Genomic DNA, 23,017 nt, shown 5'->3' with positions numbered 1-23,017 from the left:
GAGCCCGCGCCAACCGGCCTCGTCCACCCCACCGGGAACCGTGTCGCCCGGCTCGTAGGGCTCCCGCGTGAAGACGCACCCCCTCCGCCCTGTTTACGACGGTGACCGCCTCCGTACGCGTCGCCGTCGTCGTCCTCGTCCAGCTCGGGTGCGTCCGGTTCGCGCAACGGGCGCAGGGCGCCTGCGGCCGGGGCGGAGGCGGTGAAGCTGTAGCGGCCGAGCAGGTTCAGGTTCCTGTGCTTGAGCGGGGAGAGCCGGGCGATGTCCTCATCGCGGAGCACTTGCCGCATCCAGGGCCTTCGACTCGCCCAGCAGCGCGAGGAACGGGCGGACCGTGGCGTAGCGGGGCGTCAGCGCGGCCCGCATCGCGACGTCGGCCGAGTTCTCGTCCTCCTCGGGCACCAGCGTCACCACGGTGGCCGCCGCGCTCATCACCGCGGCGCGTGGGGCGACTTGCTCCACCGCCGCCCACAGCGCGGCCACGTCCAGGTCCGCGCCGTGCTCCTCGACCAGCTCCAGGTCCCCGCCGTGCTCCTCGACCAGCTCCAGGTCCCCGCCGTGCTCCTCGACCAGCACCTTCGCCGCCCGCGCGAGCGTGCGCGACGCCTTCTCCAGCTGCGGCAGCGTCGACAGCCGCTCCTTCTCCGCCTTCCGCCTCGCCGTGCTGAGCGACCGGGTGGCCATCAGGACCTGGAACAGGTCCAGGGCCTCGTCGATCGCCTTCGCCTCCAGGTGCCGCATCACCACGGTCAGCATCGCCCTGCGCTTCGGCTCCGAGGCCCGCTCCAGCAGCGGCGCCTCCGACCCCAGCGCGTACCGCGCCAGCGTGCCCATCCGGTTCGGCGGGATCTGCGACAGCCTCAACCGGCCCAGCGGTAGGCGCCGATCTCGTCCACTCGCTCCAGCGCGCGGGCGAACGCCGTACCCGTCGTCCGCGACGGCGGCCGGCGCAGCCGCTCCAGCTCCGAGAACCGCGAGCCCTCCGGCGTCCTCAGCGTCGCCACCAGCTCCCCGGGCAGTGCCGGGTCCGCCCGCCGTGCAGCCCCCGCGACCGTGGCGTGAACCACCCTACGGACGCCTTGCCGTGGAGGACGCCGTATCAGGGACGACGGGCAGCCCCCGGAGCACGCGCTCCGGGGGCCTCGCTCTGTGATTGTCCGTCAGGCTCTTGTGGGCGTCATGCTGCGTCATCTCCAGCATGACGAATGAAACTGCGCCCGCGAGTAGTCCGCACGTGGCCGTTGCCCGAGTGGCTACGGCCGGCGGTCGGTGTCCTCGTCAGAGGCCGTTGGTGAACAGCAGCCGGTTCGGCCCGTTGCCGCTCAGGTTCTGGACGACGTCCTTCGTGGACTTGTCCCCCAGGAAGGTGAACACCTCGGCCGGGAGCGCGTTGGGGTGTTCGGCCTTGTAGAGGGCGGCCACTCCGGCGACGTGCGGCGCGGCCATCGAGGTGCCGTCGAGCGCGACGCTGCCGCCACCCAGCCTCGCGGAGACGATGTCCTTGCCGGGGGCGTAGAGGTCGAGGCACTCGCCCCAGTTGGAGAAGTCGGTCTCCTCGTCGAACCGGTTCGTCGCGCCGACCGTGAGGACGCGGGCGGCCGAGGCCGGGGAGACCCGGCAGGCGTCGATGTTCGAGTTGCCCGCCGCGATGACCGGCAGGACGCCACGGTCGGAGAGCGTCGTGGCGGCGTCATTGACCGCCTGGACCCGGTCGCCGCCCAGTGAGGCGTTCGCGACGGCCGGCTGCTGGGCGTTGCGGGCCACCCAGTCGAATCCCGCGATGATGCCCGACCAGGATCCCCGCGAGTCGCACCCGAGAACGCGGACGCTGACCAGGTTCACCTTGCGCGCCACCCCGAACGTCGCGCCGCCGACCGTGCCCGCCACGTGCGTACCGTGGCCGTTGCAGTCCGAGCCGTTGCGGCCGTCACCGATCGCGTCGAAGCCGGGCCGCGCCCGGCCCCCGAACTCGGGATGTCCGAAGGCGATACCGGTGTCGATGATGTACGCGGTCACGCCCTGGCCACTGCCGTAGGCGCTGAAGTCGTTGTCGAGCGGCAGCCGGCGCTGGTCGATCCGGTCCAGTCCCCAGGACTGGGCCGGCGATTTCGGCAGACTCCCCTGCGGCGCGGCGGGCAGGCCGTTCGCCCAGCCGTCCTCCTGCACGGACTCCACGGCAGAGGCCTTGCGGACAGCCGCCAGCTGCTGCGGGGTGAGGGCTGCGGCGAATCCGTTGACCGCTTCGGTGTAGGTGAACGTGGGCTTCAGCCCCATGGGCGCGGTGAACTTCGCCGGGTCCAGGGACTTGCTCAGGGTGACGATGTAGCGGCCGGGAATCGCATCCACGGACTTGAGGAGCGGCGCCGGAGGCGGTTCCGGAGCCGCCGCGGAAGCGGAGGCGATGACGACGGGGCTCAGGGTGAGGGCGGCGGCAACGGTCAAGCGCGCAGCCGTGACGAACAGACGCAAGAAGGACTCCCAGGAGTGTGGGGGGATCGACGAGCCGCGGCCGGCACCGGTGAAGCGGCGCGGGTCACGGCCCACGCACTGCATCGGGCGACTCCCGGAAGCTCCTTGAGCCGCCCGCCGCCGCCTGGCCGACGCCCGCGACGAAGCACACCGTCACTGCGGAAACGATCACTCTCGCCGGGCACAACGCACCCCGCCCCCATCACGGCCGCCCCTACGAATCCACCCGCACGGCTGACGGGTCGCGCCCCGCGCACGACTGCGCTCCGGGGGCGCGGGTGGGTGCTCACCTTGGCGGTAGAGGGCCGGGAGGCCGCTTGCCCGTCACCCCGTCGTGTGCGGCGCAGGCTGCCGACGCAGGGTCGTCAGGCGAACCCACCGAGTGGCCGTTCAGATCCACAGACGAAGGGTTGCGTCTGTCTGGCCCCAGTCGCACGGTCAACCGGCGCCTCCGCCCCGGACACGGACGCGTACGGAAAGTCGCGGGCGGGGTGACAGAGCGGGTTCTGAAGATGACACTCCACTCCTGCAACGCTGCTCAGAGTCGATGCCGGGGCCACACTGCTGGCGCACAGCGCGGACCGCCTGATACTGGAGATATGGCACGAAATGCAGTGAGAGACCACCCGCGCTCCAGCCTGACGGTCAAGGGGCGGGACATCCGACTCCGCACTCTGGGTTTCCTCGTGCTCGCGGCTCTGGCCATCTGGTTCATCGCCGTCAACACGGGCTCCGTCACCATTCGCCTCTGGGTACCCGAAGTCACGCTCCCGTTGTGGGTCGTACTGACGTGCACCCTCCTCGCCGGGGTCATCCTGGGAATGCTGATCGCCTATCGGCGGGCTGCTCGCCGCTGACTGAGGGCACCCCTGCCCGCTAGCCGTGTACCGGAAGGTGGATGGCACCTGGTGACCTGACGGAGGCACAGGGGCGAACCAGGACGCGGTAACGCAACGGCACCTGGTTACGGATCCTCCCTGAACTGGTCGCACCCTCCGCAGCCGACCTCGTCGCGGCTGTCAACGAGTGGCCGTGACCAGCACTTTCGTGGTCAGCTGCACGGCCAGGGCGAGAAAATCGACTCGCGAGGCTCACGGGGCGGATGGCAGGGTGCGGCACATGACCCCCCAGTATCAGATTCGTGCCGATTTCGACGCTCGCACGATCGTGGTCTACCAGGCGTACGCGCCGGCCATCGCCGAGGCGGCACTGCAGGCAGGCCGCTTCGTCGCACCGTTCTCATTCCACAGGATGACGTGGATCAAGCCGTCGTTCCTGTGGCTGATGCACCGGAGCAACTGGGCCCGCAAACCCGGTCAGGAGCGCGTTCTCGCGGTGCGCATGACGCGCGAGGGCTGGGAGGAGGCCCTGTCCCAGGCCGTGCTCACCACCGCAGACCCAGCGGCCGTGGCCCGGGCGGCCGTGCACGTCCAGTGGGACCCGGAACGCTCGCCGCGCGGGTCGGCTCTGAACCACTACAGCATCCAAGTCGGAATCGGCCGCCATCTGATGCGCACGTTCACCGACGACTGGATTGTCGACCTCACCGACCTCACCCCCCAGGTCCGCAAGGCTGCTTCCCTGATACAGACCGGGCATGCTGCGAGAGCCCAGCGATTCCTCCCCGCAGAGCGTGCCTACCCGCTGCCCCCGCCACTGGAGAACCGACTCTCCTCTGGTGTGTGACCGCCGACCGCCACGAAGCCGACCGCTCGTTTCGAGACCTCGGCCTGCGGGAGACCACTCGACCTGCAGTGTCGGCTCCGGTCGCGTCTGTGGGATCCCGAGCTCTTCCTGGGGCGGCCACGAGGGCCGTTGTCAGAGGCGATGGGCAAGATGGCGGCCATGAACGTCACCCCTGTCACTCCGCCACGGCCGATCGACGTTGTCGCGCTCTTTCCCCAACTGGCCCCGCTGGCCCGTACGGCGACGCGCCTGCACCCCCGTCCCGGGGCGCCGACGTGGCACGACAGCTCGATCGGCGGGCCCCTGCTGTGGCCCGCCGAGGAGCCGTGACCGCACTGCGAGGAACCGCATGGGGTGGACGGCATCAACCCGGCCCGGTCCCCGGCGGATCTGCGGCTGGAACGCCGGATCTTCGCCGTCTCGCACGGCCGGGACCTGACTCCGGAGGAACGGGAGACCCTCGAGCGGATCCGGCCCCCGCGGACGTATCCGGTGAGGCCGGCGGCCCGGGCGTACGACGGCCCCATAGCGATGCTGCCCGTCGCGCAGCTGTACGTACGGGATGTGCCCGATCTGAGCCCACCGGAGGGCAAGGACCTGCTGCAGGTTCTGTGGTGCCCCTTCGATCATCCGATCATGCCCAGGACCCTCCTCGCCTGGCGTTCGGCAGCCGCCGTCACCGACGTCCTCGACACGCCCCCCGAGCCGCCCGCAGTGCAGTTCGACGGCTATCTACCGGAACCGTGCGTGCTCGAACCGGAGCAGATCACCGAATACCCCGACCATCTGGAGCTGAGCGAAGAGCTGCGGGAGCAGCTCCAGCAGTGGAGTGTGCCGCAGGCAGCAGAGGAAGACCTGGACCCGGACACGTACTACGACTGTGTGCTGTCCAACGCACCCGGCTGGAAGGTCGGCGGCTGGCCCGCTTGGAACTCCACCGACCCCAGCCCGCAGCCCTGCTCCGCATGCGGCACCCGCATGGAGGTCCTGATGACCATCGCCACGTTCGAGGAAGGGGACGACGCCGGAAACAGCTGGTCTCCGCACCCCCACCCCGGTGCTGGACCGTACCCCGGCCACCGCGGCTACAACGCGACCGGGGTCCAGATAGGCAGCGGCTACCGGCAGCACCTGTTCGTCTGCCCGGCGGAGCCCGAGCATCCGCACATCGAGCTGATGACGTAGCCCGCCCGCGTGTGTGGCCGGGGCGTCAGCGTGCGGGCCTGTCGGCGGGCTGCGGGATCGCCGTGCGGTTGCCGCCGACGCGGGGCCCGCCTGCCCGCGGAGGCGCGGAGCGGAAAGGGCCGTGCATGGCCGTCGCCGACGAGGTGGACCTGCGCGCTCAGGCCGCCGCGGGAACATCCAGGGCGAGCCAGTGCGGGACTTCCGCGTGACGGCTTCCAGAGTTCGACGATGGTCGGTGCAACGTCACGGGGGCGAGCACCCGGTCGAGGACGATCCAAACGTTTGGGGTCGAGGCATCGGAGTCTTCGCAGGTGAGGGCGGCCAGAATCACCCGGGTGGTCCTGTGCGGGGGAATGCCGGGCCGTCCCGGCTGACAATCGACAGGGCTTCGTCCCGGCTTTCGTCGGACGGGAGGACGGTCATGTCATCTCCAGTAATCCCTCGATCCCTCATCGAGCGGGATCTACGCGTCATCGCGGACCGGCCGGGCCCGGTCCCGGGCTCGGGGCTGTCCGAGCGGTTGGTCGGACTGGTGCTGCCGCGGGTGGGGGGCCTGGTCGCTGAGGACCTCGCCGCCTTCGCGCGGCGCGACGCCGCGGCGCACGGCGATCAGCGCTACATCTATTCCGGCTACCTCAGCTTCCGGTCGGTGATGGCACACCGGCTCGCGCACGCCGTGGGCACCTTGCGCGTCCCAGGGGTGCCCTCGGGGCTCCTGTCGGCGCAGGCCCGGCGGATCTCCGAGGAGGCCCGGCTCGCCACCGGTGTGGAGATACATCCCGCTGCGGCGATCGGTCGTCGTTTCGTGGTCGACCACGGATCGGGGACCGTCATCGGTGAGGACTGCGAGATCGGCGACGACTGCTACCTCTTGCAGAATGTCGTCCTCGGGGCGCGCGACATCGTCACGCGGAGCGACGGGGCGGCCCGCCCGCGCCGGCACCCGCGCATCGGCAGCCGCGTGCAGATCGGCGGCGACGTGTGCGTGTTCGGGCCGGTCTCCGTGGGCGATGACTGCGTGATCGACCCGGGCGCCCGGATCACCATGGACGTACCGGCCGGGGCGAGGGTGAAGGTGGTGTCCACCACCCAGGTCAGCCTGACGGCCGGCGCTCCGGTCGTCCAGGGCGTGGCCGTGGTCGCGGGGCGCCTCGTCATTGCGGGTCACGGGCTCCGTGACACGGTCCCGGTCGTCCTGGACGAGGACCGCACCCCCTGCGGTTGGCTGACCGTGGTCAGGGCCGGTGACACGGAGATGCACTGCCTGCCAGGCGGCGCCTGGCCTGCCCGACCGTCCGCCCTCGGGCTCCTCCACCGGGGACAGCTCGTCTGCTACGTCCGGCCCGTCGCAGAGGTACTGGGCCGGTGCCACACGGGCGGGGCGGCCCCTGCACGAACGACATCCCTCAGCTGAGGGCCACCCGGGGCGCGCACGCGCCCTGACCAGTGCCCGCCTCCGGCGGTGGAAGGGCGGTGTGCCGTGCCCACTCCTGACATCGGTCAACGGATCGACCTGTTCGAGGCATACGTGGCGCGTCATCCACAGCTGCGGCTGCGGGTCTCCTGCCCCTCTCAGGAATTCTCGGACCTGGAGATGGCCCAGGGGGTGGGCCGCTGGTTCTCCTGCGTCCGGGGACTGTGGGAGTCCCTGGACGTCGGGTCCCAGCCGGACCTGGCCCTGCTGATGTTCCAGGCGCCCGCGGTGCCCAGGTCCGTCGAGCGGTACGTGCTCGGGCTCGTGCCGCCCGTCGGCCCCGGGGACGGTGACCGGTCACTGCGGCATGCCCTGCTCTCCGTGGACGACGACTCCGACCGTCACCTGAGCGAGAAGCTGCTGGAGCACCCGGATCTGCTGCTCCGGGTGCGGGCCCTGGTCACGCGCGCCAGGGAGCGCGGCCAGGAGGTCGAGCCGCTGTCCTGCTACCAGGCCAGCGACCGCATGGACGAGCTCGCGGACCGCCTCGGCCTGGACTGCCGGGAGACTCCGACCCGGACCCTGGACCTGGGCTCCAAGGCGGGCAGCAGGCAGCTCTTCCGCGTCGCGGGCCTGGCCCACGCTCCCGGCACCTACACAGCCGCCTTCGGCCTGCCGGAGCTGGCCCGGGAGCTGGCTGACCTGACTCGCTCCCACGGGCCCGGCAGATGGCTGCTGAAGATCAACGAAGGCTACGGTTCGGGCCACGGCCTGGCCGTGGTGACGGTCACCGAGCCCACTCACGCGACGGCCCTGGCGGCACTGCGCAGGCTCAGCCCCCTGACCGAGAACATCTCGCGCGCTCAGTTCCTCGCGGGTCTGTCCGCCAACGGCGCGATCATCGAGCAGTACCTCGGCACCCCACCGGCCGGAGAGAAGAGATCCCCCAGCGCCCTGCTGTTCATCGGCCCCGGCCCCGACGGTGAACCCGGCGTCCAGCTCCTGGGCACCCACGATCAGGTCCTCGGCGAGGACCTGCAGTACCTGGGCTGCCGCTTCCCGGCCTCCGCCGCCTACCGCGATGCCGTCATCGCGATGTCCCTGACCGTCGCCGGCCACCTCGCCCGGGCCGGCGTACGCGGGCACGTGGGCGTGGACTTCCTCGCCCGCAGGGACAGCGACGGCCGCTGGGACCTCCGAGCCGTCGAACTGAACCTGCGCCAGACCGGCACCACCCACCCCCACCGCACCGTGCGTGCCCTCGTCCCGGGAACCTGGCACGACGACGGCCGGCTCACCCACCGCGGTACGGAGGTCCACTACACCGGGACCGACGGCCTGATCTCCCCGGCTTACCGGGGCCTCAGCCCCGCCCACGTGATCCGCGCACTCGACGGGCGCCCCGACCTGGCGTTCGACCCCATCCGCGCCCGCGGGGTGGTCCCGCACTTCTGGACCGCCCTCGAACCCTTCGGCAAGCTCGGCGCCACAGTGCTGGGCGACTCCCCGGATGACTGCGCCCTCCTCCAGTACCGTTTCGTCGAACTCCTCGACGACCTCGCCGCCCGCGCCACCGGGGGCCGGGAGCGGCAGCACGCCGGAACCCCCAGCCCCTGACCCTGCATTCGCACCGCCGACGTGTACGGATACGGGGGACCCGCGGGCGCGCGCGTGGCCACCGGCCAGCGTGCCCGCGGGAGTGGCCCTCACGTCCTCTCCTCCATACGGATGGCGCGCCGGAGTTCGTCAGCCGCCTCGTGGCTCGCGCCCTCGCGCTGCTCCAGCAGGGCCGCGGCGATCGCGTCGAGCTTGCGCTGCACGGCGTGCGCGTCACGCCGTTCGGTGTTCTTCAGCAGGGCGAGCAACAGGAGGTTGACCGACGTCATGAGATCTCCGGCGAAGATCAGCCATGACAGCGGCGGGTGCGCGAGGTGGAGGACGATCGTGCCGAGGACCAGGAGGACGCACAGAACGTAGAACGGCGGAGAGCTTGTGACGTTCGACGCCCGGTCGGAGAACGCAGCGAACCAGTGGTGTTTGGCACCGTCCCGCTCAGCGGGATGATCAGTGGTCATGCCCGCCATGTTCCCCGCCCGTGGACCGTCATCCAGGATCACCGACGGCGGGCGCGCCGGGGCGCACCCCCGATTGTGCTCCGCCCGACCTCGGGACCTCGGGGATTCAGCCTGGGCCAGCCGCTCCGTCGGGGTCCTGGCTTTGCTCACGAGAACGAGTTTGGGCAACCGTTGTGGCCTGCGTCTGTGGTGCGGTGATGATCGTGCAGATGCCGTCCGCGTCGCAGGCGGTGGGAGCAGGCCCCTGTCCTCGTAGGAACGGAGGGTCTTGGTCGTCAGCCCGGCGGTCCGGGGGGACCGCCCTGTGCGCGGTGCAGCGGCACATCCTGCCCCCATTCGCCGCCACCGGGCCTCCAGCAGGCGGCGGCCCAGGAGTTCGCCCGAGGACCGTCCGTCGCGTCGCCTGGGCCGCGCGCCGGACGGAGGGTGTGTCCGTACCCGGGCGCCAGGCCATGCCGGAGTGTGCTTCCCCCGGTCAGAGACCGGCGATGTCCCTGGCCTTCTTGAGTGCGGAGTCGAGCCCGTCCACCACCGCGTTGCGCTGCCTCTCGCGCGCCGCCCGGTCTGCCGGCACCAGTCGCGCGGCCGTCTCCACCGCGTAGGCGTCCGGGTCACCGAAGGCGGTCCGCGGGTGCTCCCCCGTGTCCGCGCAGTGGGCCGTGACCTCCTTGACCGCTTGGAGCACGACCGCCCGGTCCACGCCCGGTTGCATGGCCAGCCGCACCTGGAAGCGCGCCATCCACTTCTCGCGGTCCTTCTCCCCCGCCGCGTCCGTCGTCCGGTCCTTCTTCGTCACGTGCTCTCCTGGGTGATCAGCAGTCGTCCGCCATGGAGTCAGACGTCGAGTCGAGGAGGTGGGTTGCGCAGGCGAGCATTCGCGAGTGACTGCCGTGGAACTGTGCCCCCCGATCCAAAATGATCAAAAGAGATCAGTTCGTGGGCCGATCTGGCATGTTTGGATCATGTGAGGATTCATCAAAAGCGCTGTGAATAGCATGAGTTGAAGGTCGAGACGCACACACCCGGTCAGTTCCTTCCGAGAGGCGGAGCTCATGGCAACCACGATCGACAGACCTCCCGTACGCGGCAGAGCACCGCGCCGTTTATGGCGCGGCACCGCCGCGGCCCTGACCACCGCGCTGCTCGGCACCGTCGGCGCGGTACTTCCCTCCGGGGCGGCGCACGCGGCCGGGCCGGGGCAGCTGGTCTACGTCTCCAACGCCGGTGCGGGGACGGTGAGCGCCGTCGACACGGCGACCGGGTCGACGGTGGCCACCATCGCGGTCGGCAGCGCGCCGACGGGCGTGGCCCTCACGCCGGACGGCTCGCAGGCATGGGTGGCCAACGGCGCCAGCGACTCGGTCTCGGTGATCGACACCGCGACCAACTCCGTCGCCGCCACCGTCGCGGTCGGGCGCACGCCCCAGTCGGTGGCCATCTCTCCGGACGGGGGGCGGGCGTACGTGGTCCGCACGGCCGACGCCGGCGGGGTCGACGTGATCGACACGTCCTCCCTGGCGGTCACCGCCACCATCACGGCCGGCGACTTCCCGAACATCGCCGGTCTGTCCCCGGACGGCGGACGGCTCTACGTCGGGAACTTCTCCAGCAGGACGGTGTCAGTGATCGACACCGCGAGCAACACCGTCACCGCCACCGTCCCCGTGGGGGACGCGGCCGGGCTGGCGGTCAGCCCCGACGGCGCTCACGTCTACGTCGCCGACTACAACGACAGCCGCCTCTCGGTGATCGACACCGCCACCGCCACGGTCACGGCGACCGTCCCCGTCGGCAGTCTGCCGCAGAACGTGGCCGTGTCACCGGACGGAGGACTCGTCTACGTCGCCAACCGGGGAGGCAACTCGGTCTCCGTCGTGGACACGGCGACCAACACCGTCGTCGCCACCGTCCCGACCGGGGCGGGGACGAGCGGTGTGCTGGCCGACCCGGACGGCACCCGCGTCTACGCCACCAACACCTTCGTGAACACGATGTCGGTGATCGACACCGCGACGCTCACGGTCACCTCCACCGTCCCCACCGGTTCCCGCCCCTGGGGCCTGGCCATGGGCAAGGCCGTAGTGCCCGCCGTCACCGCCCTCACCCCGGACAGCGGTCCGAGCACGGGCGGCACCACCGTCACCCTGACCGGCAGCCACCTGACGGGCACCACCGCCGTCACCTTCGACGGCACCCCCGCGGGCAGTGTCACCGTGGTCGACGACACCACCGTCACCGCGACCGCCCCCGCGCACTCGGCCGGCACCGTCGGCGTCTCGCTGACCGCCAGGGGCCGGACCGTCGCCGCCGGGAGCTACACGTACCAGGCGCCCGCGCCGACGGTCACCGCCCTCGCCCCCGCCAAGGGCCCGGCCTCCGGCGGCACCGCCGTCACCCTCACCGGCACCGGCTTCACCGGCGCGACCGCCGTCGCCTTCGGCACGGTTCCCGCCGCCTCGTTCACCGTCCACAGCGACACCGAGATCACCGCGATCTCCCCGGCCGCCACCGCCGCCGGGCCGACCGACGTCACCGTCACCACCCCCGGCGGAACCAGCGCCACCGGCCCGGCCGACCGATACACCTACACCCGGGACACCACGAAGCTCAGCGCCGAACCTCTGCTGTTCTCCCTGCCCCCGGGCCAGCTGAGCATCAACCTGAAGCTGTCGGCCACGCTCACCGACACCACCACCGGCAAGCCCGTCAGCGGCGCGACCGTGAAGTTCGCCGTGGGCACGGCCGTCGTGTGCAGCGCCGCCACCAACGCCGCAGGCATCGCGACCTGCACCGGAGTCGGCTCCGTCGTCGCCGTCCTCCTCAACCTCGGCTACACCGCCACCTACAACGGCAGCCCCGCCATGGAGGCGGCCACCACCACCGCCGGGCTCATCCGCATCGGCTGACCCGCACCGAGAGGCCGGCGCCGGGATCCCCGGCGCCGGTCCGCTCCGCGTTCTCCGCGTCGATCTTGGCATCGGTAGGCTCGGTGGACATGACACGGGTTGCGGTAGTGGGTGTGGGAGCGGTGGGCGGCGTACTGGCCGCGGGGCTGCTGTCGACCGGGCGGGTGGAGGTGACCGCCTGCGTGCGTTCGCCGCTGGGTGGGTTGCGCATCACACGGCCCGACGGGTCGGCTCTGGAGGCGTCGATTCCCGAGGTGGTCGACCCCGCCGAGGTGTCGACGGTGGAGTGGGTCGTGCTGGCGACCAAGGCGTACCAGACGGCTGCGGCGAGCCCGTGGCTCAGCAGACTGTGCGGTGAGGGCACCCGGGTCGTGGTGCTGCAGAACGGCGTGGAGCACCGTGAGCGCGTCGCACCGCTGTTGGGCGCCGCCCGCGTCGTTCCGGCCGTGGTGGAGATCTCGGCCGAGTCGCAGCGCCGCGGACACATAAGGCTGTTCGGCCGGCCACGGCTCACCGTGCCCGAGGACGATGACGGCGCGGACTTCGTGGCCCTGTGCCGGGGCAGCGGTATCGACGTCACGTCGACCAGCGACTTCGTCACCGCCGCCTGGGCGAAACTGTGCCTGAACGCGGCGAACGGCGCTGTCACCGCTCTGACGATGCAACGCATGCCTGTCTTCACGAATCCGCGCATAGCTCAGCTGGGGCGGGCGCTGGTGGAGGAGGCGCGGCAGGTCGCCACGGCCGCAGGCGCCCACCTTCCCGATGACCTGGCGGACCAGGTCATCGCGCGGTTGCGGGCGATGCCGCCCGAGTCCGGCAGCAGCATGCTGTGGGACCGCCTGGCGGGCCGGGAGATGGAGTACGACGCCCGCAACGGCGCGGTGGTGCGCGCGGGTGCCCGCCTCGGCGTCCCCACCCCGTACAACGAGACCGTCACCGCGCTCCTGGAAGCCGTGAGCGCACCGGGGAACGCGTCGTAGCGTCCCCTGCCCTGGCTCTTGACCAGGGGGCGGGGATGCCGTCACAGCACTAGAAGCCGCTTGGAGCTCAGCCCTTCAGCTCACGTGAGAACGCGTAGCCTTGTGCCACCAGCTCCCTCACGAGGCGTTCCGGCAGTGCGTGCGCCTTCAGGGAGGGGGTCAGCAAGACGTCGCACGGCGTCGAGGTCCGGTCGTCGGCCTGGTAAGTCCGGTTTCCGCGATGCGGGTCGGCGATGTGCACGGCATCGCCGGAGCAGCTGACCCACGGCGCCAGAACGTAGCGGGACCGCTCTTCGAAGCGAAGTGGCTTCTCCATGCCATAGGCCTCGAAGAACACGCGCGCGAGCGGGTCCCCGTAATCGGCGTAGATCTTGCGCTTGCCGCCGAACTCCACCCTGCGTTCGTCGATGCGCCGCTGGACCGGCGACTTCTCCAGCGGCACGGGAACGCGATCGGGCCGTCCGAGCATGTCCAGCGTGCGCGCGGTCACGGCGGCTTCCGAGAAGGCCGCCCGTCCCCGGTCGAGGTCGGCTTCCTCCACCACGGCCGAGGACCTGCCCACCGCGCCCAGGAGGGCGCCGGCCAGCGTGCCGGGGTCCACGACCGGGCCCAGCGGGGACGCGTGGACGGGCACCAGCGTCAGCTGCTCCGGGAACCACTCCTGGAACCCCTGGTGACCGCCCCAGGCCGTCGTCACCACCTGGTGGCCGTTGACCAGGGACGCCAGCACGGACGAGCCGAAGTTCTCGTCGGAGTGCAGCGTCGGCGACACCAGGACGTGGGGCTCCTGGTGCACGTTGTAGAAGACCCAGTCCCGCGGCTTGGCTCCGTGCCAGGTCACCACGTCCGCCAGGCCCAACGTCTCGGCGAGCCCCCGCAGGTACGTGCCGTACCCGGGAGAGCCGAGCCCCATGTTGGGGCTGCCGAGGTTGTCCTCACCGCCGTACACGTCCAGCGTCACGGCCGGCGCCGGGGCATCGGAGGTGCGCATGATCCACAAGGCGAACAACAGGTGGTGCAGGTTCTTCTGCTCCGAGACGCGCCCGACGTAGGCGAGGCGCGTGATCTCGTCCTTCGTGCGCGGTTTCCGGCTGTTCACCTTGAACAGGTCGACCAGGGGGAACGGGATCCGCTCGATCCGGGCGTTCGGGAAGCAGGCACGGACCGTCGCCGCTTCCGCTTCGCACGTCACGACGAACGTGTCCCTCTCGGTGAGCACCTCCGTGAGGGCCCCGAAGGCCTCGAACCCTTCAGGGCCGTCCCCGTGCACGTACAGGGTCATCGGCGCGGGCTCCACCCGCTGGGCCCGCAGACGGAGTGCGGCCTGGACGGTTCCAGGCGTCACCGTGGTCAGGACGATGCGCTCCACCTGCGAGGCACGGGCGTGGAGGCGCTGTTCCCTCTCGGGCGGCAGCGGCACGCACACCGTACTGACGGTCTTCCGCCCGGACCGGCCGATGCGGTCCCAGACGCGCTCGATCGCCGGGATGATCTCCTGCAGGCTCAGCCACCACTCCTTCTCCCTGGTGGTCAGCACCACGATGCACTCGTTGCTCGACACGTACCCTCCCTGAAAGGTTGTCTCGTGACCGCTGGTCACGGGTGAGATGGCCCCGTCCTGTCCGGTGCGATCACGGAGCCGGAGCCGGAACGGAGGCAGGGGCCGGAGCCGGAGCCAAGGCCAGAGCCGGAGCCGCCCGCTTCAGGCGCGGCTGATCACGAGGGCGGTGGCGTCGTCCCTGACGCCGTCGGCCCCGGTCTCGGCCGCGGCGACCAAGGCATCCGCGAGGGCCTGTGGCGCGTCCTCGTGCGTGCGGGCCAGCGCCTCCATGGCGGCGTGCGGCACCTGGTCGTGGACCCCGTCCGACGTGAGCAGCACCAGGCGGGAGCGGGTCCAGGCCTCCGACACCGTGGCGACGACAGCGCTCCGCACCGTCGTGCGGACCCACTTGGCGGCCGGGCGCGGGATCTCGCCCGTGTATCCGCACAGGGCCAGCTGCTCCGCCAGGTTGTGATCGGCCGTCAGGGGACGGAGCCGGCCCTCCTCCAGGGCGTAGGCGCGGCAGTCGCCGACCCAGGCGATGCGGATGTCCCCCGTGGCCGTCGCGGTCGCGACCACCGCGACGGCGTCCGGCTCGGGCTCGTCGCCCGAACCCGGATCGACCACCAACTCGGTGCCGGTGAGGAGGCCGGCGAGGCTTCCCCGGCGGGCCGAGACGCGCGCCATGACCGTGGCGAGCAGCTGCGCCACGGAGGCGACGCGGGGGCTGTGGCCGATGCCGTCGACCACGGCCGCGGCGGTGGTGCCGTCCTCCTGGACGTGGACGGCGACCGCGTCTCCGCTGGGGGCGGTGGTGCCGAGCCGCGTGGCCGATGCGATGCGTACGTTCCCGTGGGCGGACGTCGTGGTCATCCTAGACAACCTCGACGAGTACGGCGGACTGCACGATCCCGACGCCCTCGCTGAAGACGATGGCGTGGTCACCCGAGGAGAGCTCGCCGGACGTGATCGCGTAGTGAAGGGCCGCGATCGGGTCCGCGCCGCCCAGATGACCGATCTCGCGCCCGCGCTCCTCGCTGGACCGCGCGGGCTGGAGGTCTCCGAGGTACGGGAAGTACTCCTCCTCCAGGACTTGGCGCCCCCTGAACGGCAGCACGATGCGGGCCACTCGTCCGCGTGCGACGCCGGCGTCGGCCAGTACCTTATCGATGACGATGCCGATTCCGTCGCCGCGCATCTTCCAGGCTTCGTCACGGGATATGTCGGACGTCTCGTAAAAGGCGCGGGAGCGTTCCGACAGCTTCACGGGAAGGCTGACGCCCTGACCGAATGCACGCGGGCCGCGGTGAACCCCTTCGAGCTTCGGCTGCGTACGGCTGACGGCCGCGAGAACACGCGCGATTCCGTTGTCCCTTGCCAGGACCAGAGCCGCTCCGCCATCTCCGAACGGCGTGTCCGGGTCGACCGTCCAGCGGTCGATCACCTCTTTCGGCTGCCAGCTTTCGGCGGCAGTGATCAGCGCGGCCTTGTGTTCGGTTTCGCAGGTGAGATGCGCGGCGGCCCAGCGAATGCCGTTCACGACCCCGTCGCACCCGTTCATCAGCTGCGCCACGTCCCGGAAGCCGCCCGATCCCATTTCCCGCTCAAGCCACATCACGGGGTTCGACATCCGAGGGGACGGGTCGAGGACGGACGTGTGAACGAGCAGCCCGACCTCGTCGAAGCCGTATCCCGCCCGCGTCAGGGCCGCCTTCGCCGCGCGGGCGGCGAACGCGCCCGGGGCCTCTTCCTCCGGAGCGACCGCGACGGTCCGCTGCTGCGTTCGCTCCGCGAGTTTCGACGGATATCTGCCGTCCGCCACGGCCTCTGAAACCGGGACGACGGGCGGCAGGTCCACAGCCGTCGCCGCGATATGGATATTCCCCCAACGCGCCATGATGAGCTCCGTCCTTCGCCCTATTCGGGTTTCAATTCTCCGGTCGGCCGCATTTTCCACGGCACCGTAGCAGAGGGTTTCTCACATCTCCTATGCCGTAGGCGAGTTATCGGGACCGCCCGGCCCGGCACCGGGCGAAGTCGGTGGTCAGGAGGGACGCTTGCGCCTGTCGGCGTCGCATGATCACATGACGCCGTGAATACCTTTCATGAGGAGATGACCGTCCGACCGAAGACCCTGGCCTGGGTGCACCGGCATCTGGCCGAAGGCGAACGGGTCATCAAAACCGAAACGCTGCACGGCGGCATGACCGCGGAAATGCGCAGGCTGACCATCGGCGCGCAGGACGCGGTCACGCGTCACCTGGTGCTGCGGAGTTTCGTCGACCCGTTCTACGTGAAGAACGCCGAAGAGTGGCTGAACAGGGAGGCCGGCGCCCTGTCGCTCCTCGCCGGGACCGGTGTGCTCGCTCCGGATCTGGTCGCCGTCGACCCGACCGCCGCGCACTGCGAGTACCCCTCCCTCCTGATGACCCATCTGGAGGGCCGCTCGGTCCTCGACGACGCGGGAGTCGAGACGCGTGCTCCCCTGCTGGCCCGCCAGCTCGTCGCCATCCACTCGCTCCGGCCCGCCGAGCGCCCACAGGAGTTCAGGACGCTGACGACGGCGGAGTCGGTCGTGGTTCCGAAGGGCGGTGACGCGAACGCCTGGGCCGCGGCGATCGACGTGATCCGCAAGCCCTCGCCGCCGTACGAGGGTCGCTTCCTGCACCGCGACTTCCAGCCGGGCAACGTGCTGTTCGACGTCCCGCCCGCGCATCCGGAGCGAGCCCGGATCGTCGGCGTCGTCGACTGGTCACAGCCCTCCTGGGGCCCGGCGGACCTCGACGTCGCCCACTGTTGCACCAACCTCGCGCTGCTGCACGACCCGTCGTGGGGCCTGCGGTTCGCCGAGGAGTACGAGAAGGCGGGCGGGGCGCTGGCGACGGTGGCGAGTGAGCGGCTGTTCTGGCTGGTGCGGGACGCGCTGTCGTGCTCCGAGGAGGTCGGCCTGTGGGCGCAGGCGTACCAGGCCGCCGGGAGGACCGACCTCACGACGAGCGTCCTGGAAGGGCGTCTGGACACCTATGTCACGGGTCTGATGGACGCGCTGGGCTGACGTCACCGGGGCCTGCGGCAAGGCCCCGGAACGCGGCCATCGGGCCCGCGTCGCGCCGTCGCGCGAGGGGGCCCGGTGGCCGCGAGGGCCTGCCCGGTCCGGTCGGCCGGCCCCCTGTCGCGCTCAGGAGCCCAGCAGGACGCTGTTCTCCAGGAACCATTCGATGGTCCGCTTGATCCCCGCCTCGACGCTCACCGTCGGCTGCCAGCCGAGGGACCGTTCGGCCCTGCTGATGTCCGGCTTGCGCAGGCCGGGGTCATCCTGGGGGCGAGCGACGAACTCGATGGCCGAGGAGGAGCCGACCAGCCCGCGGATCATCTCGGCCGTGGCGAGCACGGTCATCTCGCGCGTCCCCCCGATGTTCACCGGCCCCTGTTCGTCCTCCGCCCACAGGAGCCGGAGGATTCCCTCCACGGTATCGCTCACGTAGCAGAGGGAGCGGGTCTGGCTGCCGTCCCCGGCCACCGTCAGAGGCTCTCCGGCGATGGCCTGGCGAATGAAGTTGGGGATCATCCGGCCGTCGTCGGCTCGCATGTGCGGTCCGAAGGTGTTGAAGATGCGCACGATCCGGGCGTCCAGGCCGCGTGCCTCGCGATGGGCCACGGTCAGCGCCTCGCTGAAGCGCTTGGCCTCGTCGTAGACGGCGCGCGGGCCCACCGGGTTCACATGGCCCCAGTAGCTCTCGGGCTGGGGGTGGACCTGCGGGTCGCCGTAGACCTCGCTGGTGGACGCGAGAAGGAAGCGGGCGTCCTTGTCGCAGGCCAGGTCCAGGGCGTGCTGGGTTCCCGTGGAGCCGGCCCGCATCGTCTCCAGGGGGCGCCTGAGGTAGTCGACGGGGGAAGCGGGGGACGCGAGGTGGAGCACCGCGTCGACCGCGCCCGCGATCGCGAAGCCGGCCGAGACGTCGGCCTCCAGCAGCTCGAAGCCGGAGTGGCGGGCCAGCGGCTCGACGTTGCGCACGGAGCCCGTACTGAAGTCGTCGACGCACACCACCGCGAAGCCCTCGCGGAGGAGCCGCTCGCACAGGTGCGAGCCCACGAAGCCTCCGCCGCCGGTGACCACTATGCGTCCCTCGTACTGCGTCATGGTTCTTCTTTCCTCGCTTCCCATAGGCCTGTGGTCTCGTCCACGGGCTCAGACGTGCGTGGCGAGCGCCGACTTCACGGATGTGTCGAGGATGTCCAGCGCGAGGTCGATGTCGCCGTCGGAGACGGTGAGCGGCGGCAGGAGCTTCACGACTCCGCCGTCCGGGCCGCAGGTCTCCAGCAGGAGACCGCGTTCGAACGCCGCCGCGCTGATCCGGTCGGCGATGGCGCCGCCGGCGGTCCTCAGGCCCAGGGCGAGGCCGCGCCCACAGGTCGACAGACCTTCCCCGGGGTAGGAGGCCACGATCTGCTGGAGGCCTGCGCCGGCGCGTTCTCCCTTGGCCCTGGTGGACTTCTCCAGCTCGTCGTCGCTCCAGTAGTGGCGCATCGACGCGGCCGCGGTCACGAACGCCAGGTTGAACCCGCGGAAGGTGCCGTTGTGCTCCGCCGGCTTCCACACGTCCAGCTCGGGCCGGATCAGGGTGAGCGCCATCGGAAGCCCGTAGCCACTGATGCTCTTCGACAGGCACACCATGTCCGGCTCGATCCCGGCGTCCTCGAAGCTGAAGAAGGAGCCGACGCGCCCGCAGCCCATCTGGATGTCGTCGACGATGAGGAGGATGCCGTGGCGGCGGCAGACGGCGGCGAGCTCCCGCAGCCACTCGACGCGGGCGACGTTGATGCCGCCCTCGCCCTGCACGGTCTCCACGATGACGGCGGCCGTCCCGGTGAGTCCGCCCTCGGTGGCCGCCAGCCGGCCCTCGATGTCCGCGACATCGGAACGGTGATCGTCGTAGGGCAGTTCCACGCGGTCCGCGAGGGCCGTCCCGGCGGTGCGGCGGATCGCCGGGTCGCCGTTCACCGACAGGGCACCCAGGGTCATGCCGTGGAACGCGTTCCGGAAGTGGGCCACCCACGTCCGTCCGGTGGCCTTCCGCGCCAGCTTGAGCGCCGCCTCCACCGCGTTCGTCCCGGCGGGACCGGGAAAGACGACCTTGTACGCCAGTCCTCGCGGCGCGAGGATCCTCTCCTCCAGCGCTTCCAGCAGGTGCCCTCTGGCCTCCGTCCACATGTCGAGGGCGTGCGTGACCCCGTCGTTCTCGATGTAGTCGACGAGCGCGCGCTTGAGAACGGGATTGTTGTGGCCGTAGTTGAGCGTGCCGGCCCCGGCGAAGAAGTCCAGGTAGGGCCTGCCGTCCGCCCCGTAGAGCCGGCTTCCCTCGGCCCGGCCGAACACCACCGGCCACCGTCGGCTGTAGCTGCGCACCTCGGAGTCGAGCCGCTCGGCGATGCTCAAGACAGCACGCCCGAGGTCCACAGCAACGCCGCCGCGGCGGCGGACGCCTTGTGGTGGGCCTGCCGCTGCACGAGCGAGGTCACGCTGTCGCCGTCCAGGACGTCGGACGTCACCTCCTGCTCGCGGACCGCGGGCAGGTCGTGCAGGAACACCGCTTCGGTCGATCCGCTGAAGCGCCGCACCAGGTCCTTGGTGACGTCGAAGCCCTCGAAGCGTGCCAGCCAGTCCTGATCGTGCCGGGCCGCGCTCATCGACTGCCACCGCGTGGTGTACACCGCGTCGACCGCGTCCGGCGTCTCGGGCACGCGATGGTGCTGGCGGACGACCTCTTCGCCCCGGATGGCGTTCAGCGACTCGATCTCCCGCGCGGAGAACCCCGAGCCGTCCGGGGTGTAGACGTCGATGCTGCGGAAGGGCAGCTTGCAGACGAGCTGGGCCAGGGACCGTGCCGTGTTGTTCACCTCGCCCAGATAGGCCAGGCGCAGCCCCGTGACGTCACCGAAGTGCTCGCGCATCGCGCACAGGTCCGCGATCGCCTGAGTGGGGTGCTCCTCGTACGTCAGGGCGTCGATCGTCGCCGGTACGTGCTCCGCCAGCTCGGCCAGGTCGCGCTGCGGTCCGTTGGTGCGGGCGACGACGACGTCGAGGTGGTTGGCCAGCATCGCGCCGGTGTCGCTCCAGGTCTCGCCCGTGGAGACCTGGAGATCGGCCTGGCCGAGGTGCAGCACGTCGCAGCCCAGGGTCGTCGCCGCACTCCAGAACGACGTCCGGGTCCTGGTCGACGGGGCGGTGAACACCAGGCCGACCCTCGTCCGGGCCATCCGGCCCGCAAAGGAGTCCGGGTCCTGCCCGTAGCGGAACGCGATCTCGCCGATGTCCGTGATCTCTTCCGTGCTGAGATCCGCCAGGCTCAGCAGGGGCCGCCGGTTCGGAAAGGCAACAGTCATTGAATCCACTTGCTCCTGTAAAGGTCGTGTCCCGTGACCGATGGGACCGGTGAGAACCCGCCGGTCACGGCTGTGGCCGGCGCTCGTCCGGGACCGCGGCGTCGCGGTCCCGGACGAGCACGACGGCGCCTGTCGTCCCGGGGGGGGACGGCGTCTCACCGGTCCAGATAGCGTTCGGGCCCGCCCTCACGCACCGTGTCCAGCGTGACGCAGTGGAATCCGCCGCCCAGCACGCGCGAATGGCGCAGCCTCCGCGGCGCGACGGTGATGCCCTTCGCCTCCAGCGCCCGGATCAGTTCCGTCTGGTTGGCGTCGACGACGGCCAGCTCCGGACTGACCATCAGCAGGTTCATCCCCACCCAGGGCGTGCTCAGCGTCCGCGAGAGCAGCGGCGCCACCGGCTCGTTGATCGGCGGGCACCAGATGACGTCCCATCCCCGCAGCGGCTCCGGGATGGTGTCCTCCTTCACGCGCTCGGGGTTGAGCAGCACCAGGCCCGGTCGCAGGAAGCAGATCGTGCTGTCGATGTGCGTGCCCTGGTACAGGCCGCGCAGCGGGTGCACACGGAAGTCGCCGAGCAGCTGCAGCGTCGACTGCAGCCAGCGGAGGCCCATCTCGTTGCCGCTGCGGGAGACCTGGTAGAAGACGTCACGACCGAGCCGCAGGACGTTGGCGGCCTCGAAGGCCGGCTCGGCCTCGCCCAGGATGGGTTCGCCCGACTCGTCGGTGAGGAACAGCTCGTCCCGCAGCTGCGGCCGCGGGGCGCCGATCCAGTGCGCGCCGCGCTGCAGGTAGTCCTGGAACAGCTCCCTCAGATTGGACAGCTCGAAGTACCGGCCGCGTGACGGGCTCGGCGTCTCGATGATCGTGGAGCCGATGATCAGGGCGAGGTCCCGCGGGCAGTACGAGTGGCGGCCGCGGGTCTTCCAGCCGGGGCCGCCGAACTCCTGCTCGTGGTCGGAGGCGGGCGGCTGGTGCACCACCACGCCCATGTCGCGGAGGGTCGTCACGAGGTCGGCCAGATCCTCGTTCGTCTCCTCGATCACCCGCTTCGGGAACGGCCCGCCGACCTGCTCCCGTTCGGACGGTGTGAGCTCGGGGTAGTCGTTGAGCCAGGCCGAGAGGTCGGTCTGCGACGGAACTCCGGCGCTCGTCGCGTCGCCGACGACGATCTCCCGGAGCGGGCTGAACTCGTCCCAGGAGTTCACCGCCTTCGCCGGGTGATCCGGCTGCGTCGCGCCGTCGATGCCAAGGTCTGCTTCGGACTTCGTGTCCGCTGCCACTGTCATGTGCGTGGTTCTCCTCTGTCCTCTACGGCTCAAGTGGCTCTGCTAGTCCGGGATGCGCGTGCCCCAGCGGCGGAAGGTCAGGGCGCTTCCGCAGATCATGGTGCGCATCAGCCAGCGGTCCGTTCCGTCGAAGCGCGCGCTGAAGGGCGTGCGGGCGTGGACGACCCGCTTGTTGTCGAAGATCAGCAGATCGCCCTTCTGCATCACGTGCGAGATGGCGGCCTCGTCCAGCGCCGTACCGAGGTCCCTCAGCGCCGCCGCCGCCTCGACGTCGGTCTCGTCGACCACTTCCAGGTGGTGCGTGTCGTAGGCGATCTCCGGCGAGGACTCCGATCCGGAGAGGATCGCGAGAGGGCGCTTCGGCATGTCGTCCGGTAGTACGTGCGCGGGGTCCGGCCGCACGTGGTAGCGCGGCTGGCGGAGGATCGACAGCTGTTCGTTCGAGAGGTCGACGTCCTTGACCTGGGCGTACTTGGAAGCCGCGGAGGTGTCGCCCCTCAGACAGAGCAGACCCGCGTAGTCGCAGCGGTCCTCGCGGAAGCTGTCCTCGCAGTGCCAGTCGAGCATGCCGGTGCTGCTCTGGCTGGTCTGGGTGAACTCCATCGTCCGCACCGGCACCATGTTCTGGACGATGCGTCCCTTGTACAGGCTCGCGTAGTTGAAGGGCTCTCCGAGCATGACCGTCACCGCGGTGAGCAGCAGCGAGGCGTACTGCGCCGGCCCGGGGGGCGGCGGTGCGTACGGTGCGGTCGCCGTCGCGGGAAGCTCCGTGTTCTGCGGGAGGAGCCCACGCAGGAGGATCACGTCCCCTTCCGGCGCGTAGCGCCGGTACGCGATGACCTGGCGGCGCAGGGAGGCCGGCAGGAACGAGTTCACTTCGAGCGCCAGGTCGACGAATTCGTCGGGGGCGAGGGTCTCGAGATCCCTGCCGCCCACGAGCTTGTCGATCGCTGCCCACAGCTCTTCGGCTTCGTGCGGCTGTACCTCGATCGTGGTCGTGGGCGACTTCCGTGTGGATGCCACTCCGGTCCCCTCTCATCTCAGCGTTCACATGCGAGCATGAATACATTGCGCCAACAAAGGGAG

20 protein-coding genes and 1 pseudogene are annotated in these 23,017 nt (G+C 70.6%); 9 read left to right on the top strand and 12 right to left on the bottom strand.

Translation table 11 applies throughout. The features are described 5' to 3' along the window. Window positions 1–276: 276 nt before the first annotated feature. Both ABTY59_RS16270 and ABTY59_RS16265 read right to left on the bottom strand, forming a co-directional pair. Window positions 277–1,064 (bottom strand): annotated as a pseudogene (locus ABTY59_RS16270) (Tn3 family transposase); the annotation flags it as partial. Window positions 1,065–1,278: 214 nt separating this feature from the next. Further along, window positions 1,279–2,442 carry a S8 family peptidase gene (locus tag ABTY59_RS16265; RefSeq protein WP_352019585.1) on the bottom strand — a complete coding sequence of 388 codons (1,164 nt, stop codon included), beginning with the start codon at window positions 2,440–2,442 and terminating at the stop codon, window positions 1,279–1,281. A gap of 626 nt (window positions 2,443–3,068) precedes the next feature. On the opposite strand from ABTY59_RS16265, the gene ABTY59_RS16260 reads away from it, so the two are divergent. The 6 genes from ABTY59_RS16260 (at window position 3,069) to ABTY59_RS16235 (ending at window position 8,371) form a co-directional block, all read left to right on the top strand. After that, window positions 3,069–3,326 (top strand): lipopolysaccharide assembly protein LapA domain-containing protein, encoded by a 258-nt coding sequence (locus tag ABTY59_RS16260; protein ID WP_352019584.1) that lies wholly within the window; start codon window positions 3,069–3,071, stop codon window positions 3,324–3,326. 262 nt (window positions 3,327–3,588) lie between these two features. Beyond that, on the top strand, window positions 3,589–4,155 hold the full coding sequence (locus ABTY59_RS16255; protein WP_352019583.1) for a DUF4291 domain-containing protein: 567 nt from the start codon (window positions 3,589–3,591) through the stop codon (window positions 4,153–4,155). 159 nt (window positions 4,156–4,314) lie between these two features. After that, window positions 4,315–4,485 (top strand): hypothetical protein, encoded by a 171-nt coding sequence (locus ABTY59_RS16250; protein ID WP_352019582.1) that lies wholly within the window; start codon window positions 4,315–4,317, stop codon window positions 4,483–4,485. A 24-nt stretch (window positions 4,486–4,509) separates the two neighbouring features. Beyond that, the gene (locus ABTY59_RS16245) at window positions 4,510–5,340 is read left to right on the top strand and encodes a hypothetical protein (protein ID WP_352019581.1); all 831 of its coding nucleotides are present in this window, start codon (window positions 4,510–4,512) and stop codon (window positions 5,338–5,340) included. A gap of 421 nt (window positions 5,341–5,761) precedes the next feature. Beyond that, the gene (locus ABTY59_RS16240; RefSeq protein WP_352019580.1) at window positions 5,762–6,754 is read left to right on the top strand and encodes a serine O-acetyltransferase; all 993 of its coding nucleotides are present in this window, start codon (window positions 5,762–5,764) and stop codon (window positions 6,752–6,754) included. A gap of 66 nt (window positions 6,755–6,820) precedes the next feature. Then, window positions 6,821–8,371, top strand: a complete 1,551-nt coding sequence (locus tag ABTY59_RS16235; protein WP_352019579.1) for a hypothetical protein — start codon at window positions 6,821–6,823, stop codon at window positions 8,369–8,371. Between the two features lie 89 nt (window positions 8,372–8,460). Here the strand turns inward: ABTY59_RS16235 and ABTY59_RS16230 are convergent, their stop codons facing one another. Both ABTY59_RS16230 and ABTY59_RS16225 read right to left on the bottom strand, forming a co-directional pair. Beyond that, entirely contained in the window at window positions 8,461–8,829 is a 369-nt protein-coding gene (locus ABTY59_RS16230) for a hypothetical protein (protein ID WP_352019578.1), read from the bottom strand. A gap of 475 nt (window positions 8,830–9,304) precedes the next feature. Beyond that, window positions 9,305–9,625 (bottom strand): hypothetical protein, encoded by a 321-nt coding sequence (locus ABTY59_RS16225; protein WP_352019577.1) that lies wholly within the window; start codon window positions 9,623–9,625, stop codon window positions 9,305–9,307. A gap of 256 nt (window positions 9,626–9,881) precedes the next feature. On the opposite strand from ABTY59_RS16225, the gene ABTY59_RS16220 reads away from it, so the two are divergent. After that, window positions 9,882–11,735 (top strand): IPT/TIG domain-containing protein, encoded by a 1,854-nt coding sequence (locus tag ABTY59_RS16220; protein ID WP_352019576.1) that lies wholly within the window; start codon window positions 9,882–9,884, stop codon window positions 11,733–11,735. 89 nt (window positions 11,736–11,824) lie between these two features. Further along, window positions 11,825–12,718, top strand: a complete 894-nt coding sequence (locus ABTY59_RS16215; RefSeq protein WP_352019575.1) for a 2-dehydropantoate 2-reductase — start codon at window positions 11,825–11,827, stop codon at window positions 12,716–12,718. Between the two features lie 67 nt (window positions 12,719–12,785). Here ABTY59_RS16215 and ABTY59_RS16210 read toward each other — a convergent pair whose 3' ends face one another. The 3 genes from ABTY59_RS16210 to ABTY59_RS16200 form a co-directional block, all read right to left on the bottom strand. Next, window positions 12,786–14,279, bottom strand: coding sequence for a glycosyltransferase (locus ABTY59_RS16210; RefSeq protein ID WP_352019574.1), 1,494 nt, complete (start codon window positions 14,277–14,279; stop codon window positions 12,786–12,788). Window positions 14,280–14,420: 141 nt separating this feature from the next. After that, window positions 14,421–15,131 (bottom strand): SpoIIE family protein phosphatase, encoded by a 711-nt coding sequence (locus tag ABTY59_RS16205; protein ID WP_352019573.1) that lies wholly within the window; start codon window positions 15,129–15,131, stop codon window positions 14,421–14,423. A 1-nt stretch (window position 15,132) separates the two neighbouring features. Next, window positions 15,133–16,155, bottom strand: a complete 1,023-nt coding sequence (locus tag ABTY59_RS16200; protein ID WP_352019572.1) for a beta-ketoacyl-[acyl-carrier-protein] synthase family protein — start codon at window positions 16,153–16,155, stop codon at window positions 15,133–15,135. Window positions 16,156–16,371: 216 nt separating this feature from the next. On the opposite strand from ABTY59_RS16200, the gene ABTY59_RS16195 reads away from it, so the two are divergent. After that, window positions 16,372–17,313 carry a phosphotransferase family protein gene (locus tag ABTY59_RS16195; protein WP_352019571.1) on the top strand — a complete coding sequence of 314 codons (942 nt, stop codon included), beginning with the start codon at window positions 16,372–16,374 and terminating at the stop codon, window positions 17,311–17,313. Between the two features lie 123 nt (window positions 17,314–17,436). Here ABTY59_RS16195 and ABTY59_RS16190 read toward each other — a convergent pair whose 3' ends face one another. The 5 genes from ABTY59_RS16190 to ABTY59_RS16170 all read right to left on the bottom strand — a co-directional run bounded on the left by ABTY59_RS16190 (window position 17,437) and on the right by ABTY59_RS16170 (window position 22,954). Continuing rightward, window positions 17,437–18,399, bottom strand: a complete 963-nt coding sequence (locus ABTY59_RS16190) for an NAD-dependent epimerase/dehydratase family protein (RefSeq protein ID WP_352019570.1) — start codon at window positions 18,397–18,399, stop codon at window positions 17,437–17,439. A 48-nt stretch (window positions 18,400–18,447) separates the two neighbouring features. After that, window positions 18,448–19,695, bottom strand: a complete 1,248-nt coding sequence (gene ectB / locus ABTY59_RS16185; protein ID WP_352019569.1) for a diaminobutyrate--2-oxoglutarate transaminase — start codon at window positions 19,693–19,695, stop codon at window positions 18,448–18,450. Then, window positions 19,692–20,642 (bottom strand): ornithine carbamoyltransferase, encoded by a 951-nt coding sequence (locus ABTY59_RS16180; protein ID WP_352019568.1) that lies wholly within the window; start codon window positions 20,640–20,642, stop codon window positions 19,692–19,694. The genes ectB and ABTY59_RS16180 overlap by 4 nt, the downstream gene beginning before the upstream one ends. 155 nt (window positions 20,643–20,797) lie before the next feature. Then, window positions 20,798–21,931, bottom strand: a complete 1,134-nt coding sequence (locus ABTY59_RS16175) for an inosamine-phosphate amidinotransferase 1 (RefSeq protein WP_352019567.1) — start codon at window positions 21,929–21,931, stop codon at window positions 20,798–20,800. Window positions 21,932–21,973: 42 nt separating this feature from the next. Next, complete coding sequence (locus tag ABTY59_RS16170) at window positions 21,974–22,954, bottom strand: TauD/TfdA family dioxygenase (RefSeq protein WP_352019566.1); 981 nt, start codon at window positions 22,952–22,954, stop codon at window positions 21,974–21,976. Between the last annotated feature and the right edge of the window lie 63 nt (window positions 22,955–23,017).

The sequence above is a fragment of the Streptomyces sp. NPDC096079 genome (assembly GCF_040303145.1).
Lineage (GTDB): Bacteria > Actinomycetota > Actinomycetes > Streptomycetales > Streptomycetaceae > Streptomyces.
Note: the sequence above shows the minus strand (reverse complement) of the source record. Positions and strands in the feature narration are given on the sequence as shown.